The sequence below is a fragment of the Gephyromycinifex aptenodytis genome, from assembly GCF_012277275.1.
GTDB lineage: Bacteria > Actinomycetota > Actinomycetes > Actinomycetales > Dermatophilaceae > Gephyromycinifex > Gephyromycinifex aptenodytis.
On record NZ_CP051155.1, the window covers coordinates 613,230 to 629,000 of the forward strand.

The 15,771-nt window shown below is 67.2% G+C and carries 12 protein-coding genes and 1 tRNA gene; 4 read left to right on the forward strand and 9 right to left on the reverse strand.

Annotated elements, in window-relative coordinates; all coding sequences use genetic code 11:
- Positions 1 to 8 precede the first annotated feature (8 nt).
- Positions 9 to 2,786 (reverse strand): YhgE/Pip domain-containing protein, encoded by a 2,778-nt coding sequence (locus G9V96_RS02625; RefSeq protein ID WP_168581645.1) that lies wholly within the window; start codon positions 2,784 to 2,786, stop codon positions 9 to 11.
- The gene (locus G9V96_RS02630; RefSeq protein ID WP_168581646.1) at positions 2,786 to 5,989 is read right to left on the reverse strand and encodes an MMPL family transporter; all 3,204 of its coding nucleotides are present in this window, start codon (positions 5,987 to 5,989) and stop codon (positions 2,786 to 2,788) included. Before G9V96_RS02630 ends, G9V96_RS02625 begins: the two co-directional genes overlap by 1 nt.
- Positions 5,990 to 6,092: 103 nt before the next feature.
- Between G9V96_RS02630 and G9V96_RS02635 the strand changes: the two genes are divergently transcribed.
- On the forward strand, positions 6,093 to 6,731 hold the full coding sequence (locus tag G9V96_RS02635) for a TetR/AcrR family transcriptional regulator (protein WP_168581647.1): 639 nt from the start codon (positions 6,093 to 6,095) through the stop codon (positions 6,729 to 6,731).
- Positions 6,732 to 6,789: 58 nt separating this feature from the next.
- Positions 6,790 to 7,740 (forward strand): SGNH/GDSL hydrolase family protein, encoded by a 951-nt coding sequence (locus G9V96_RS02640; RefSeq protein WP_168581648.1) that lies wholly within the window; start codon positions 6,790 to 6,792, stop codon positions 7,738 to 7,740.
- Here G9V96_RS02640 and G9V96_RS02645 read toward each other — a convergent pair.
- From G9V96_RS02645 to G9V96_RS02665, 5 genes are all read right to left on the reverse strand, one after another.
- Positions 7,724 to 9,217 (reverse strand): RNB domain-containing ribonuclease, encoded by a 1,494-nt coding sequence (locus G9V96_RS02645; RefSeq protein ID WP_168581649.1) that lies wholly within the window; start codon positions 9,215 to 9,217, stop codon positions 7,724 to 7,726. The two genes, G9V96_RS02640 and G9V96_RS02645, sit on opposite strands and share 17 nt — an antisense overlap.
- A gap of 149 nt (positions 9,218 to 9,366) precedes the next feature.
- Positions 9,367 to 10,551: a bifunctional RNase H/acid phosphatase gene (locus G9V96_RS02650; protein WP_168581650.1), complete on the reverse strand. Its 1,185-nt coding sequence runs from the start codon at positions 10,549 to 10,551 to the stop codon at positions 9,367 to 9,369.
- Complete coding sequence (locus tag G9V96_RS02655; protein WP_168581651.1) at positions 10,548 to 11,285, reverse strand: zinc ribbon domain-containing protein; 738 nt, start codon at positions 11,283 to 11,285, stop codon at positions 10,548 to 10,550. Before G9V96_RS02655 ends, G9V96_RS02650 begins: the two co-directional genes overlap by 4 nt.
- The gene (locus tag G9V96_RS02660) at positions 11,282 to 12,169 is read right to left on the reverse strand and encodes a Nif3-like dinuclear metal center hexameric protein (RefSeq protein WP_168581652.1); all 888 of its coding nucleotides are present in this window, start codon (positions 12,167 to 12,169) and stop codon (positions 11,282 to 11,284) included. The genes G9V96_RS02655 and G9V96_RS02660 overlap by 4 nt, the downstream gene beginning before the upstream one ends.
- Before the next feature lies 1 nt (position 12,170).
- Positions 12,171 to 12,243, reverse strand: a tRNA-Val gene (locus G9V96_RS02665).
- 225 nt (positions 12,244 to 12,468) lie between these two features.
- Here G9V96_RS02665 and G9V96_RS02670 point away from each other — a divergent pair.
- Complete coding sequence (locus G9V96_RS02670) at positions 12,469 to 13,524, forward strand: endonuclease/exonuclease/phosphatase family protein (RefSeq protein ID WP_168581653.1); 1,056 nt, start codon at positions 12,469 to 12,471, stop codon at positions 13,522 to 13,524.
- A 122-nt stretch (positions 13,525 to 13,646) separates the two neighbouring features.
- Here the strand turns inward: G9V96_RS02670 and G9V96_RS02675 are convergent, their stop codons facing one another.
- Together G9V96_RS02675 and G9V96_RS02680 are read right to left on the reverse strand one after the other, a co-directional pair.
- A complete protein-coding gene (locus G9V96_RS02675) occupies positions 13,647 to 14,117 on the reverse strand; it encodes a peroxiredoxin (RefSeq protein WP_168581654.1) in 471 nt (156 codons plus the stop codon).
- An 83-nt stretch (positions 14,118 to 14,200) separates the two neighbouring features.
- Positions 14,201 to 14,620 (reverse strand): DUF3052 domain-containing protein, encoded by a 420-nt coding sequence (locus G9V96_RS02680; protein ID WP_168581655.1) that lies wholly within the window; start codon positions 14,618 to 14,620, stop codon positions 14,201 to 14,203.
- Positions 14,621 to 14,767: 147 nt separating this feature from the next.
- Here G9V96_RS02680 and fdhD point away from each other — a divergent pair, with 147 nt between their 5' ends.
- Entirely contained in the window at positions 14,768 to 15,619 is an 852-nt protein-coding gene (fdhD, locus tag G9V96_RS02685) for a formate dehydrogenase accessory sulfurtransferase FdhD (RefSeq protein WP_168581656.1), read from the forward strand.
- The last annotated feature ends 152 nt before the right edge of the window (positions 15,620 to 15,771 follow it).

Below are 15,771 nucleotides of genomic sequence, written 5' to 3' on the forward strand. Positions count from 1 at the left end.
TACCCTGCCTAGATGGCCAGCCGAGGCCGCAGCCGGGCCATGTCCCACATGCGCTGCGAACGGGCCGCGTACAGCGTGATGACCGCTGCCGCCAGCATCCACGCCAGCAGCGCCGAGACCGACGAGCCGATGCCCACACCGCCGCCGGCCATCAACGCTCGGAAAGCGTTCACGCCGTGCGTCATCGGCAGCCAGGAGTGCAACACCTGGAAGAAGCGCGGCGAACTCTCGATCGGGTACGTGGCACCCGCGGCGGAAAGCTGCAGCACGACCAGGATCAAGGCGATGAACCGCCCCTTGGTGCCCAGTGCCGAGACCAACGAGTGGTTGATGGCCACGAACACCAGCGAGACCAGGACCGCCATCGCTAGCAGACCGCCCAGGTGCGCCGCCTTGATCCCCACCCAGAAGTGGAGCACGAGCACCGCAGTCAGGGCTTGGATGACCCCGAGCAAGGCAGCCGGTGCATAACCGGCCAGCGCTACTCGCCAGGGCGAAGCGACCGAGGCAATGGCCCGCCGAGGCATGGGACGGATGATGAAGAAGATGCCCATTGCACCGACCCACAACCCGATCGAGAGGAAGTAGGGGGCCAAGCCGTAACCGTAGGTGGGTACCTGGTTCATCCGGGTCACTTCGGTGCGCACCGGCTCGGCGACGACGTTGCCCAAGCGGTCGCGTTCGGCCGCTGAATAGGAGGGTGCCTTCTTGGCGCCATCCTGCAGACCGTTAGCCAGCTTGTCGGCGCCCTTGTTCAGATCCCCGGCGCCGTTGGAAAGTTTGCCGGCGCCGTCGGAGAGCTTGTCCGCTCCCCCACGGGCATCGCGGGTTCCGTCGGCGAGTTTGTCGGCCCCGCCGGAAAGCTTCTTCGCACCGGCCGAGGCTTTGTTCGCCCCCGCTGCCAGATCATCGGCACCCGTGGAGAGCTTGCTGGAACCATCAGCCAGTTTGTCGGCGGCACCAGCGGCCTGCGACACCCCGCCGGCGAGCTGCGGTGCAGCAGCCGCCAGCCGGTCCAGACCGCCGCTCAACTGACCAGAGCCTTGGGCAAGTTCGGCCGAACCGCTCGCGAGCCGGGTCGCTGCATCAGAGGCCTGTTGCAGTCCGCCGAACAATTGCGGCAGCCCTTGCGCCAAGCGATTGAGGCCGTCAGCCAACGGACCCGTTCCCTTGGTCAGCGCGGCCGCGCCGTTGGCCAGTTCGCCGGCGCCTTTTGCGTAAGCGCTGGCACCTTCAGCGAACGGGGCGACACCTTCGGCGTAAGCCGTTGCCCCCTGGGCATATTCCTGCGCGCCGGCGGCGTAGCGGGTGACGCCCTGGGCTAATTCCTCAGCACCGGCCCCCAGCGGTGCCAAACCCTCAGCCAGCTTCGCTGAGCCGCTGGCGACCTTTGCCGGACCTGCGCTGACCTCCTGCCCCTTCTCGGCCAACCCGCTCAGGCGTGCGCAGTACTCCGGCGCCGCGCCGGAGGCCTCGCAGGAGGCAGCCAATTCGGCCACCCCAGCGGCGTAGGCCGCTACCCCCGCCTGCGCCTGATCGGCGCCCGCTGCCAGCTCGCGTACCCCAGAGGTCGCCTGAGTGGAGGCGGCATTCAAGCGCTGCGCTCCTTCGGCCAGGTCCCCCGCGCCGGTGCGCAGACCGGCAGCGCCAGTGGTGAGTCCGTCGGCGCCGGTGCGCAGCTGCGCCGCGCCGGTAGCGAGCTTCTCCGCGGCCGGGGCAAGAGCGTTACCGCCACCGCCAAGCTTCTGCACACCCTCGTTGAGCTGCGTGGCGCCCTGGGCCAGCGCGGCGATCTGTTGGGGCAGCTCTCCGGTACTGGCCGAGGCGGCCTGCAGGCCTTGGGCCAAGGCTGCTGTGCCTTGGGCTAGTTGCTTGTTGCCATCGGCGACCGAGCGACCACCGGCGGCCAGCTGGGCGGTCTGCTTCGGCAGGGCGGCCGTCGCCGAGGACAGCGTGGAAAGCCCATCGCTCAAAGCGGCGTTGCCCTGGGCGACCTGCCCCGCGCCATTGCGCAACTGTCCCGCGCCGCCTGCCAACGCACCGACGCCGCCAGCAAGATTGTCGGTTCCGTCAGCCAGGGTGTCAGCGCCCTTGGCCAGCTGGGAGAGACCCACCGTCAAAGAGCCTGCGCCGTCATCCAACTGGGCGGCGCCATCAGCGAGTTCGCCGGAGCCATCCGCTAGTTTGTCAGCGCCGTCCCCCGCTTTGGCCAGGCTGGACTTCACGTCGTTCAAGCCCAGGTAGACCCGGTCCAGGTATTGCGAGGACAGGCTCTTTCCTGCCTGTTGGGCGGTCACCCGCCCGATCGACTTGGCGATGTTGCCGGCCAGGTAACTCACGGCATCGTTGGTTTTCAACTCCATTGTGGCCGGACGCGCCTTGTCGGAGTCGGCAGTCGAGGTGGCCGCGGCCGAGAAATCCTTGGGGATGGTCAAAACCGCGTAGTAGGTCCCGTCCTCCAGGCCCTTCTTCGCCGTCTCGGCATCCGTGAGGTTCCAGTCGAGGTTTTGTGGATCTGTGCTGGTCGTCAGCTCACCGGCGATCAACCGCCCCACCATGACGGGTTGTTTCTTCCCGTCTGCCGTCGTGATGTTGACCAGCTCGTCTTCGTTGACCACCGCTGCGGGCATCCCACGCAGGTGCGTTGTGACATCGCGGTTGGACCAGGTGAGCAGGCCGCCGTACAGCGTCGGCACCGCGATCAGGGCGATGAGAACGACACGGCTGAACCAGCCGTTGCGGAACCGGGCAAGCTCGGGGCTGCTCATTGAGGGGAGAAAGGACATCAGAGCCCCACCTTTGCTGTCGTGGGCTGCAAGGCAACGATGCAGACCTGCTCGTTCGCCAGGCCGGCGACCTGCGCGAGACGGTCGCGGGCGACGCTCTCGGTGCTCGTTGCAATAACGGTCAAGGGTTGTGGCGCGGTACGGATGAACCATCCGACAGCCACGATGACGGCACGGCGAGCCGCGCGGGAACGAAGATCACCCGTCTCATCGATAGCGACGATCGGCGGCGAGCCGACCAGCGCCAAGGCGATTCCGACGATGGAACGCTCGATACCGCTCAAATCGCCGACCCGGGTTTCGGGGTCGAGGTTGGTGCGGGGCACCTCATCCGGAGAGGCCTGTTGGGCAGCTTCGAGAGCCCCCGCGATGTGGGCGAGTACGCCTTGGACATCCTGGCGTCGCGCCCAGGGCAGCAACGTGCGGGTTGCCAGGCGCTCGGCGATGTGGTCACGGACGCTGAGCGCCTCATCGAGGTCGTTCACCCCGGGCAGCTCGGCCAAGGCGACCTTGCGTTGCACCCCGCCCGATTGTTCGGGCAGCACCAGACCGGCGATCTCGACGTCACCGGAATCGAAGCGCATCCGCCCACCCAGGGTGAGCACGGCTGCGGTCTTACCGGAGCCGTCGGGTCCGTGCAGAACACACAAGGTGCCTTGATCCACGTGCAGGTTGAGGTCGGAGAAGACGACTCCCTGAGGCCCACTGACAGACAACTCGCGCGTCTCGATGACCCGCTCGGGGTGCTCTCGCACTTCGCGAGAACGCTGCAGGTGGTTGTGGATCACTTCGCCTTCGACGTCCAGGTGCGGCAGTAGCCGGTCCAGCGCCCGCGGGAACGCCCACGTTGCGTGACCGAACAGAGTCAACGCGGCCGGCACGAAGATCATCCGCACGATGAAGGCGTCGAGGAAGACACCGACGGTCAGGCCTAGGGCGATGGGTTTGAGGTTGGCGTCACCGTGTGGCACGAAGGCGGCGAACACCGCGACCATGATGGCCGCCGCGGCTGCGACTACGGGCCCGGAGGAGACGAAACCGCGCTCGACTGCGGCCCGAGGGTCCCCGCCGCGCACGTACTCTTCCCGCATTCGCGAGACGAGGAAGACCTGATAGTCCATCGCCAGGCCGAACAGCACACCCATCAAGATGATCGGCATGAAGCTGATCACCGGGCCCACGCGGGTTACCCCGAGGGTGTCGGCGAGCCAGCCGTACTGGAAGACGCCGACGACAACCCCGAAGGCCGCCGCCGTCGACAGCAAGAAGCCCAGCGTTGCGGTCAGCGGCACGATGAAGGAGCGGAAGACCGTCATCAGCAGCACCAGCGACAGGCCCATGACGACCATGGCGAAAGGCAGCAAAACCTTGCTCAGCCGCTCCGAGACGTCGATCTCGATGGCGGTCTGCCCGGTGACAGCGACGTTGGTGTCGTACTTGTTTTCTAGGACAGGCGCCAGATCGCGCAGGTCACGAACGAGCTGCCGGGTGGAGTCGTCAGTCGGTCCGCCCTCCGGGACGACGATGATGACGCCGGTGTCCACCTTGCGGTTCGGCGTCGCCAGGCTGATGCGTTCCACGCCCGGGGTCGCCGCGACTTCGGCCTCGATGTCGTCGATGAGCTTGACCGGGTCGTTGGACGCGACCACATCCACGGTGACGATCAATGGACCGTTCGCGCCGGGACCGAAGTGCTGCGAAACGAGATCGTAGGTGCGGCGTGCGCTTTGCGAGGTGGCCATCGTGCCGTTGTCAGGCAGCGCTAAACGCAGGTCGGTGGCAGGTGCGGCCAAAGCCACCAACGCCCCAGTCACCAGCAGGCAGGTCAAGGCCGGAATCCGGATCGCTGCCCGCACCCAGCTGCGCGCCCAACCGCGCTTGTCCTTGCGCTGGGCAAGTTGCGCCCTGCGGCTGTCGCGAGGCGGCCCGTCTTGGGCCGCAGTGGCAGTGGCCTGGGCACTGACCTCATCAGCGGTGCCGTTGTCGGCCGCAGGTACCGCCGGAGCGGTGATCGTTCGTGCTGCGGCAGTGCCGACCTCGGCACGCTGCGCCGGTACCGCCTGGTCGGCAGCCGACGGCTGCGCCTCATCACTGAGCTCAGCTTCGTCGCTCTGCTCGCTCTGCGTCAGGGCGGCGGCTTCACCTTCGGCGCGTTCGCGCCGTGCCGTGGCTGCGTAGGCGCGCGCACTCGAGGGCAGCAGCCGCTCACCGGCGACCCCCATCAACGCCGGCAGGAAGGTGATGGATGCGGTGACGGCCACGGCCACGCCCCCTGCCGCCGCGATACCCATGATCGACAGGAACGGCAAACCGGCAATGAGTAGACCCAGCAGGGCGATGATGACGGTGATTCCGGCGAACACGACGGCCCCACCGGCAGTGGCCGTTGCCAGGGCGGCTGACTCTTCCAGCTCCATCCCCTCGGCCAGTTGTTCGCGGTGGCGGGACAGCAGGAACAACGAGTAGTCGATACCGACAGCGATACCGATCATCAGCGCCAACAGCGGCGCGGTGCCGGGAACGTCGATCGCAGCGGTCAGCAGCCACACCAGCGCACCGGTGCCTGCGGCCCCGACGAGCGCCGAGGTCAGCGGCATCGCAGCTGCCAGCAACGAGCGGAACGTCGCCAGCAGCACTAACAGCGCGATGACCAGGCCCACTGCTTCCAGCAGGGACAACTTGGGGGTGGGCGCCATGTAGGCGCCGCCCCCGGTCTCCACGGTGTAGCCGGCCGCACGTGTCGTAGCCGCAGCCTCTTCGATGTCTGTCAGCGTTGCCGGATCGACGTCGGTTCGACCCACATCGAGCTGGGCCGTCACCAGTGCTGCGCGGCCGTCTTCGCTCAGCGCCCCTTCGACGTTCTTATCGAACGGATCACCGACCTCAGTGACCTCGTCGATGTCTTTGAGCCGCTCCACGAGGGCTTCGACCTGCGCGCGGGCCGGGGCGTCGGTGATCTTCTGACCCTGCGGAGTCACCACGACGACCTGCGCGGCCGCCCCTGCCAGCTCGGGGAACCGCCCTTCTAGATCATCCAGCGCCTGCTGCCCGGCTGAGCCGGGAATCTCGTAGATCTCGGTAGTTCCCTTACCGAGTAGTCCCGCGGTGCCACCGATGACCGCAAGGGCCAGCAGCCACATGAGCAGAACGAGTCGTCCCCGCCGGTAGCAGAACCGGCCGAGGTCAAACAGGGCAGACGACACGAGATGAGACTCCTCTGGCGGCAGATCAGGTCAGGCGACCTTCGATACGAAACTGTACTGGATACAGTGCTGTATCGTAAGTCGGGCGACGAGAGGACGGGCGATGACCATCGAGAAGACGGCCAGTGACAATCCCGATTGTGCCCAGACCTGTCAGCCCGTATCCGCACGACGACAGGCCACCCGGGATCGGCTGCTGGATGCCGCCCAGGCAGTCTTCGCTGCCAAAGGCGTCCATGGGGCTTCTGTTGAAGATATCTGCGAGGCAGCAGGATTCACCCGCGGTGCGCTGTACTCCAACTTCGCCGATAAGGAAGAGCTGACTCGGGCACTTCTGGAACGCCAGCGGAATCGACAACTGGCCCAGGTCGATCTGACGACCATCACCGAAGACATGGTCAAGACCATCGAGCTGCTGTTACGCCACCATCAGCCTGACCGCGAGTTCTACCTCATTCAATCCGAGTTGACCTTGCACGCGTTGCGCGAACCCGAGGTGGCCCGCCCCGCCCTCGAGGCCGACCGGGCGCTGCGTGACCGGTTGGAAACCCTGATCAGCGCCGGAATGGCACGCCTGGGACTGGAGCCGGTCGTGGAGGTGCGCGACCTTGCCGAGGCCGTCCTGGGGATCTCCGAACGCAGCATGAAGACCAGCTTCCTGGACCCCGAATCCAGCGACCCGCTTCGCCTGGCGCGCCTGCTGCTCCCGCCGCTGCTTTCTGCTTTCACCCGCTCCGCCTAGACCCAATTTCTCTCTCGCACATTATTTTTCGTCATCTTGTGGACGCTTTTGGCTCAGGATGAGCGCCGCCACGCCGATCCGTGAAGTGATGCGCAACGCTCCCTCTCCCGCACCCGCCCGCCACATCGGGGATTGCCTCGACCCCGTCCCCGGCCTCCGGCGGCGTTCTGTGTTGCTCGCCGGCTCGGCCGCTGCCTTGGCCGCCCTCGCAGGCACGCTCCCTTCACGATTGGCCGGCGCCAGCCCGACCCGCACACCCGCCACTAAGACCACCCCGGCGCCTGCACCCGCCAGTGCGCCCGGGCAGGTTCCGCCGACGGTGGCCCACACTCCTCCAACGCCACCCGCGAGTGTGCTTCCGCTACCGGAGCGGGCCCCGGCCAAGGGCGAGAAAGCACGAGAGCCGTACACCTCTGGCGGAATCGGAAGGTGGCAGGACTCCAGCGGGCGAAGTTCCACCCCCGAGCAGGATCGCGCGGTCGCCGCAGCCTCCGACGGGCTGTTCGTACTGGGAGATTCAGTGGGGACCCGACTGTTGCCGGGGCTGACCCAGCCGTCGACCCGAGCGATCGGATGGGATGTCTGGAATGGCCGCCCCACCGCTCCAGCGATCCCTACAGTGCGCACCCTGTCCCAGCAAAACCGGCTTCCCCGCGACATCCTGGTCGTCCTGGGCAGCAACGACGTGTTCGATCCGCACCGGTTCCCGGCAGATGCAGCCGAGCTCGTGGCCGCTTTGGCGGGGCACCGGGTGTTCTGGGTGACGCCCTATGTCTCTCGCAAGCGCTCCCCCGCCGCTGACATGCGCGCGAGCGCGTTGCTCGGGTTGGCCTTGGAACGGCTCGCGGCGCGCGAACCGCAGGTGCAGCTGGTGCCCTGGTTCGAGCTCATCGCCCGCAAACCCTCCAGTTACGTCGATGAATTCCTCATCGACGGCGTCCACCCGAGCAAGGCCGGGGTGCAGGCTCTGGCCGAGCTGACCGCCAAGGTGCTCAACCAGACACGCTGAAACGCACCGAACGGGCCTGAATGTCGGCCTCCTCCAGGCGTACCCGCACCCGCGAGCCCAACTCTGCTCCGGGCTCGCACGGAGCGACCACAGCCGGGTCGAGCACTTGCACCAGCAGACCCTTGGCGCCGCGATCGTCCACCACCACCGCGGGGAACTCCTGGCCTACTCGGCCGGCCAGTTCAGCCGCCTCGACAGCGTCGGTGCACGCCCGATCCACTGCCGAGGCGCGTTGGTCGGAGGTGCGCATCAGGTCCGGCAGCAGTGGCAGTATCTCGCGCACCTGCGCCGGGACTTCCTCACCGGCGCACAACGCGGCGCACACCAGAAGCCCGAACCGATCTACGAGACGCCGGAGCGGGGCCGTGACATGGGCGTAGGGCGCGGCAACCGCAGCATGCAAGGGCTGTTCGGGTGGCTGGCCCTCGAAGGGGGTGTACCCGGCGCCGCGGAACAGGCTGGTCGCCTCATGGACCAGGGCCAGGTGGGCGGGATTGTCCCGGTCGAGGCCGCGCAGCAGTTCACCGTAGGAGACCTCCGCAGGCCACGACACCCCGAGCGCTTCGGCTTGGCGACGGAAGGTTGCGATGGCCGAGGCTTGTGGCGTCGGCATCGTGCGCAACAGACCGACACCGCCCTCCAACATGATCGAGGCTGCCGCCATCCCGGTGAGCAACGAGATCTGCGCGTTCCATTCCTCGGCGGGCACCGGCGGGCGGAAGCGGAGGCGGTAGCCGCCGACTTCGGCGTGCACTTCCTGCTCGGGCATCGGCAGGCTGGCGCCGCCGCGGACTCGTTCGGCTTCGATGCGCAACTGGCCGATCTCCCGGAGCAAGGCCAACTGGGACAGGTCCTGGCTCTGCGCCGGCTCCCCCGCCGCGCTGAGTTGGTCGATGGCCGCTTGTGCTTCCTGGTAATCCCAACGACGTCGGCTGCGCACCCGAGCCCGGGCCACCTGCGCTCGCCGGGGTTCACCGTCGGAGCCCAATTCCAGATCCCACACGAACGCCGACCGGTCCTGGCCCGGCAGCAGGCTGGCGGCGTCTTCGCTCAGCACCGGCGGGTGCAGCGGCGAACGCCCGTCCGGTAGGTAGATCGTCTGACCGCGTCGCCTGGCCTCGGCGTCGATTGCGCCTCCGAGACGAACCACGGCCGGGACATCGGCGATTGCGTAGCGGACCCGGTAGCCGTCGTCCAGACGTTCCAGTGCCATCGCCTGGTCGAGGTCCATGCTGCCGGCCGGGTCGATGGTGAAGAAGGGGACGTCGCGCAGATCCGGCAAGTCATCGTGGGTCGGGTTCGAGGCGACCTGACGGGCTTCGGCCAGCACATCGGCCGGGAAGTCACTGGGGACCTCATACTCTTGGCGAATTCGCGCGAAGGCGGCTCGCAGCGGAGCAGGATCGGCTAGGGGCGCCTGGCCGGAAGCAGCGGACTCACCCGAGGGCACCAGCAGGGTCACGCGATGGGAAGGCATGCCCACCAGCCTACGTAATACCTCCAGCGCAAGCGGGCTCGCACGTGCTCAGCGATGACGTCGAAGCGACCCTCTGCGCGGTGTACCCGAGCGAACGCGCGTTCACCGCAGGTCAGCCGCCTGGGCAACCCTCAACCTTCAGCTCACCCTCAACGAAGATGGGCGGTGTCATTGACGAACTCGACCAGCATCTCCCCATCATTCCAGCGTCGGATGGAGGTGATGGAGGCGGGAGAAATGCCCAGCCGCCAGGTCCCAACCGGGGCCATCCCCAGCACCTGGGCCAGAACTTCACCAATCGGTGAACGGTGGGTCACCACGATGATGGTCTCGGCCGCGCCGCTGGCGTCGGTGATGAGTCGATCGAAGGCGGCCTGCACCCGCAGCCGCAGGTCGGCGTGGGACTCCCCGCCGGGCGCCCGGAAGTTAGCGTCCTCGCGCAGCCGGGCAAGGTCAGCACCGTGGGAGGTCATGAGCTCAGAGACGAGTTTGCCGTCCCAGTCTCCGAAATCGATCTCGTCCCAATCCGGGTCGACGCTTGGCCGCAGCCCGATGACCGCGCCGATCGCGGCACCCGTCTGGGCCGCGCGAGCGAGCTGGGAGGTGATCACTCGGGCATCTGAGACGGTGTCACCGAGGAAGGCCCGCAACCCCGCGCCGACAGCGCGCGCCTGGCGCAGACCCTCGGCGCTGAGTTCCGGGTTCCGTCCGCCGCGTCCGTCCAGGCGCCCGGCGGTGGTGAAGTCCGTCACCCCGTGCCGAACCAAGACGATGCGCATCGCTTCGCCCATGTCCGGGCTCCGTTTACCACGCGGCAGCGGCTGCGGCGCCGGGACCAGTTCGGACGCCTCGTCGGCCTCATCCTCAGCGCCCGGGGATGGCGATTGCTCCGGCCGACGGTCGACATGGTGGCCATCCATGCCCTCATTGGACAGCGCGTCGGCGTCCTTGTTCTGTGCCCGTGGAATCCAGGTGAAGGAGACGCTTCCGCCGGCCTGCCTCAACTCGGCGACGATCTCGCGCGCCTGCTGCGCCAGCCGGGCCATGTCGGCATGTTTGATCTTCCACCGACCGCTCATCTGTTCCACGAGCAGCTTGGAGTCCAGCCGCACGTCGACCTCGACAACCTGCCCGTCGGCGAACTCGCGAGCAGCTTGCAGACCCACGATGAGCCCGGTGTACTCGGCGACGTTGTTACTGGCCTTACCCAGCGGTGCGGCCAGTTCGCGCACGGCACGGCCGGTCTCGTCACGCACCAGGGCCCCATAGCCGGCGACGCCGGGGTTACCGCGCGATCCCCCGTCGGCCTCGACGATCAGCCGACGCGGACTCACAGACCGGACTCGCCGGTACGCACAAGAATCCGCTGGCACTCCTCGCAACGCAGAATCTCATCCTCCGGCGCCTTAGCGAACCGGTCCAGGTCAGCCCGCATGAGCTCCAGGCGGCACCCCTCGCAGCGACGTTCGCGCAGCTCGGCTGCTCCCATGCCGGTGGAAGCCAGGATCTTCTCGTAAAGAGCAAGCAGGTCGTCTCCAACACCGGCTGCGACGTCAGTGCGACGACGACGATGATTCTCAGCTTCCTCTTCCAGCGCCGACCTGGCCTGCGCCTGCGCGGTCTCGGCGAGTTCCACCGCTTCGGCCCGCTCGGGGCGCATCTGTTCCAGCTTCGTCACGATGGCATGCGCCGTTTCGGCCCGCTCCATCACGTCCAGTTCGATCTCTTCCAGTTCGCTCTGCCGACGGGCCAGCGAGGCCAACTCCGACTGCAGCGCTTGTAGGTCTTTGGAACTGCCGGTCCCGGCGTCCAGGCGCGCTTGGTTGCGGGCAGCGCGGTCTCGCACAAGCTGCACGTCAGCCTCGGCCTTTGCGCGTTCGCGTTCCACGTCGGAGTCCTGGGTGCGAGCCCGGACCAGTTTGCTGTCCAGTTCGTCGAGTTCGGCAACGGCCTGCTGATAGGCGGCAGCTTCGGGCAGATTAGCCATCCGGTGAGCGATCTGAGCCAGGCGAGTGTCGAGCTTCTGCAGGTCGAGTAGCCGCCACTGGCGGTGGGCGTCAGCCTTCACCGGGTGCCTCCGTTACTGATCGTTGCGGGCGATTCCGCATTGAGCTGGCTGAGGTCCAAGGCCCCAACCGTGAAGTCCCACGGGTCGGTACACAGGGTGCTCACGTAGGTCTCCAGCCCTTCGGCGCGCGCACCCAATGCCTCCCGCAGCCGTTTGGCGGCGCCGTCGAGCCACAGCCACTCGGTGGCGTAGTGGCCGGCGTCGATGAGGTAGGGAGTGCCGCCGCGAGCTTCCTCGCGAGCCTCCAGCGCCGGGTGGTGGCGCAGGTCAGCGGTGACGTAGACGTCGGCTGCCTTGGCCCGAACCGCCTCGAAGAGGGAGTCGCCTGCTCCGCCGAGGACGGCCACCCGTTGTACCGGCGCCGTCGCCGGACCTGACACCCGGATACCCCCGGCCGCCGGCGGCAGCGCGGTGGCGAGTCGACGTGCCAGGTCGCCCAGGGAAATCGATTCCGGCAGTTCCCCTACCCGGCCCAGGTCAGCACCTTCGGAAACGGTCAACGTTTCCACCTGGCCCAAGCCGCACGCTGCAGCCAGTGCGTCGCACACCCCCGGCCAGGCGACATCGGCATTGGTGTGGGCGCTGTAGAGGGCCAGATCAGCAACGATGGCGGCAGTCACGGTGGCGCCCTTGGCGCTAGTCGTGGCCAACGAATGCACCCCACGAAGCAGCAGCGGGTGGTGAGTGAACAGCAGATCCGCACCGGCCTGGATCGCCTCGTCAAGGACTGCCAGCGTCGGATCGACGGCGAAATGGATGCGACGTACCGGCTGGGCCGGGTCGCCGGTGGTCAGCCCCACGTGATCCCAGGACTGGGCGCTCTCCTCGGGGTAGAACCCGCGCAGGACGTCCAGGACGTCGGCGAGAGCGATGGTGTCGGTCACGTGGGCCCGGCCGGGTTCGAACCGACGACACCCGCGGTGTAAACGCGGTGCTCTACCAACTGAGCTACAGGCCCTCACGAGGCGCTCGCCGACTAGCGGCGGATGCCAGTGCCCCATTGTGCCAGGCATCCAGCACTTCGCCAGCCGCGAGTCCGGCAGGCCCCCGGCGAGACGGCCTCAGCCTGCCTCGTCGAGGGGTCTGAACCAATCAGCTACCTCCCAGCCTTCCCGCCCAGACTGCCTGTAGAGCACGATCTCGGCCCGCGAAGATGGGCGAGCGGTCAGCGAAGGAGATGCGGGTGCAACGGCTTCCCAACCGAGTCGGCGGCGTGAGCCCCGCGCAACCGCGGTGGCGCCGCTGCACGTTGCTGTGCTTGCGGATCCTGGTGGCGGTGGGTGTGCTGCTGGCACCGTTGGCCTATCTGGATCTCGACGGCCCGGTTCCGCTGATCCAGGCGCTGTTGCCACCAGTGGCGCTTGTCGGGTTGGCCGTCGCCGCCGCATTGCTGCTGCTGAAAGACGTGCTCGCTTCCCTGGTGGCGGCGGTGGTCTGCGTCCTGCTGCTGGCACCGGTGCTGCCGCTGGCGGCTCGCCCCACCTCGCCCGCGCCGCGCAGCACGGCCGGCATCGCTGCGGGCACCACCGCAGACCTTCGAGTAGCCAGCCTCAACATGGAGTTCGGACAGGCAGATCCGTTGGCCGTGCTCGACCAGGTAAGGCTCCTGCATGTCGACGTGTTGGTCTTGTTGGAGGTGACTCCCTCGGCGTGGGCGCGGCTACAGTCGGACGGCCTGCGCGAGCTGCTGCCCTATGCGACCGGGACCACCTCGACCAGCGCTTCGGGCACGGTTGTGGCGGCCGCGGCGCCGCTCAATTGTCCGCGGCGCTCACCCTGTCCGGCGGTCAGACAGGTCGCCACGCCTACGGCGATCTACTCCGACCCGGACCCCTTCACCCAGGTCGACGTGCATTTGGCGGACGGGACACCGTTGCGCGCTGCGCACCCGTTCCCGCCCAGCCTGGTGCTGGGCATGGCGCCCTGGCGGGCAGGGCTGGCGCGGCTACAGAACTGGCTCCAGCGTCAGGAGGCGGCGCCAAGGCTCATCGTCGCCGGGGATTTCAACGCCGGCCAGGTCCATCCGGCCTTCCGCAGGATCACCGCTGGTCTGACTCCGGCGCCCAGGGCGGGGTGGCCGTGGACGCGCACTTGGCCGCTCGAGTCTGCGGTGCCCCCGTTCGTGCAGATCGACCACGTCCTCAGCCGCGGGTTCAGCATCGAGGCGGAGGGAATCTTCACAGTGCCGGGAACCGATCACGCCGGGGTGTGGGCCCAGCTGCGCCCCACCTCGCAGTAGCGGGCCTGCGACCCGCTGCAAAAACGCGAAAACAGCCTCTGGGAATGTCCGATAGGCGAGACAACCGGCGGGGCGGGGCGGGGCGCGGACGGGGCCCATCCACCTGTCATGGACCCAGCGCCTCAGTCCCCGATCAGTTCACTCAAGCGCGCGTGGAAACCTGCGAAATCGCGGCGCTCGCCAGGTTCCTTGACCAAGCTCCACTGCACTACCCCGTCGGGGTCGACCAGGAAGGTCCCCCGCGTGGCGAACCCGCCTTGCTCGTTGAAGACGCCGTAGCTGCGCGCCACCTGCCCGTGCGGCCAGAAGTCCGACAACAAAGGGAAGAAGAAGGCTTCCTGATCGTCCCAGGCCCGCAACGCGAACATGGGGTCAGCGCTGATCGCCACCGTGTTGACGTGCTCATTTTGGAAGCGAGCCAGGTCGTCGCGGATCTCCTGCAATTCCCCGGTGCAGATGCCGGAGAAGGCGAAGGGATAGAAGACCACCAGCGCAGCACGCTCGGCCCGCAACTCATCGAGGGTGACGACCTTGCCGAACTGGTTGGTCAATGCGAAGGGCGGGGCGACGTCGCCGACCGATGGGGCACTCATGCAGCTAGTGTGCCAAACGAGTTGGGTCTACGTCGGATCCCTTGAGCACACCTCGACCGCGAAGAGCCGAAGCGCCTGGGGTTTCAGCGACGAGCGGTCTTGGGCGCCACCAGCCGTGTAGCCGACCACTGCGGGGTGAGGTTGACGCTGGCGGAGGCGTGCAGCCCGGCCGTGTCTGCGGCCTCAGCCACCTCACTGGGGTCGACTTCCCCGGGCAACCCGACTTTGGGAGACAACAGCGCTATGAATCCGTGGTCCTCCAGGGTTGCCAGCGCGTCGACAAGGGCGTCGGTGAGATCCCCGTCGCTATCCCGCCACCACAGCAGCACCGCGTCTACCACATCGCCGTAATCTTCGTCCTCAAGGTCGCCGTCGACGGCCACCTCGATCTGAGCCCGGAGTTCGTCGTCGACGTCATCGTCGTACCCGATCTCAAGGACCACCTGGCCTGCGGCGAATCCCAGTTTTCCTACCGGGCTCCCGTTGGACGCCGTGCCACCCACTCGTATCTACCTCTCGTCTTCGGCAGCGCAAACTGCCGACACATGTACCGTCTGTGCTCTAGTCCAGCGGTTCACGTACAAATGTGCAAGCACGACGCCCAGACGCGGTGTCGCGAAGCCACCCGGACAGACGAGGCGAGTGTGCTCATGGGGAGACTAACGACACGATCACAGGCATTGCGCATCCACGCGGAGGGCGATGGAGTCACCCGATCTCCTCGGGTGGAGACACTCGCCGTCGAGGAACCCCTGGAAATCCGGGTCAACGGTCAGTCACTGACCGTGACGATGCGCACTCCTGGCGACGATTTCGATCTTGCGATGGGGTGGCTGCTCTCCGAGCAGGTCATCAGCCGGGCGGCGCAGGTGGCCACGATGATGCACTGCCTGGACGCGGATGAGTCCGGATCGCCCACCTACAACGTCGTTGACGTCGTGCTGCAACCCGGGGTGAGCCTGTCCCCAGAGGTCTCGGCACGCCGGGGTTACACCAGCAGTGCCTGCGGCATCTGCGGATCGGCCAGTATCGAGGCGATCACTCGCGGTGGGCGCCACAACCTGAGCCTGAACCGCACGATGCTCCAGGTGCGGGTGCTGACCACGATGACGGAGCAACTCGAGCAATCCCAGAAGGTCTTCGCCCGTACCGGCGGCCTGCACGCTGCCGGGTTGTTCACCGTCGAGGGGGAACTGCTGTGCCTGCGCGAAGACGTGGGTCGGCACAATGCCGTCGACAAGGTGATCGGATGGGCTGGGCGCCAGGACAGGGCCCTGGACGAAACCGTGCTGATGGTCAGTGGGCGGGCTGGTTTCGAACTGGTCCAGAAATCAGTGCTCGCCGGCATCCCGATCATGGCGGCTGTCTCGGCACCCTCGAGCCTGGCTGTGGAGTTGGCTAAGGAGACGGGGCTGACACTCATTGCGTTCGTGCGCCCACCACGCCTCACCGTCTACGCCCACCCCCACCGACTCGACAGTGATGCAAAACACCCCGGATAGGCGCCGAACGGTCCGGGCCCGGTAGATTGTCACGGAACGGATGCATCGAAATCGGCCGGGGATGTCTCCTTCGGCCCCGCTCGTACTTTTCCGTCCCGGTCGGGAAAGATAGGTACGTCGACGCCGGAATGTCGCACCTCGACAGGACGGCC

What these genes read in the sequence shown, in the direction of transcription:
- G9V96_RS02625 (WP_168581645.1), bottom strand. Translation starts at nt 2,786, where the DNA reads ATGTCCTTTCTCCCCTCAATGAGCAGCCCCGAGCTTGCCCGGTTCCGC.
- G9V96_RS02635 (WP_168581647.1), top strand. Translation starts at nt 6,093, where the DNA reads ATGACCATCGAGAAGACGGCCAGTGACAATCCCGATTGTGCCCAGACC.
- G9V96_RS02640 (WP_168581648.1), top strand. Translation starts at nt 6,790, where the DNA reads ATGAGCGCCGCCACGCCGATCCGTGAAGTGATGCGCAACGCTCCCTCT.
- G9V96_RS02645 (WP_168581649.1), bottom strand. Translation starts at nt 9,217, where the DNA reads ATGCCTTCCCATCGCGTGACCCTGCTGGTGCCCTCGGGTGAGTCCGCT.
- G9V96_RS02675 (WP_168581654.1), bottom strand. Translation starts at nt 14,117, where the DNA reads ATGAGTGCCCCATCGGTCGGCGACGTCGCCCCGCCCTTCGCATTGACC.
- fdhD (WP_168581656.1), top strand. Translation starts at nt 14,768, where the DNA reads ATGGGGAGACTAACGACACGATCACAGGCATTGCGCATCCACGCGGAG.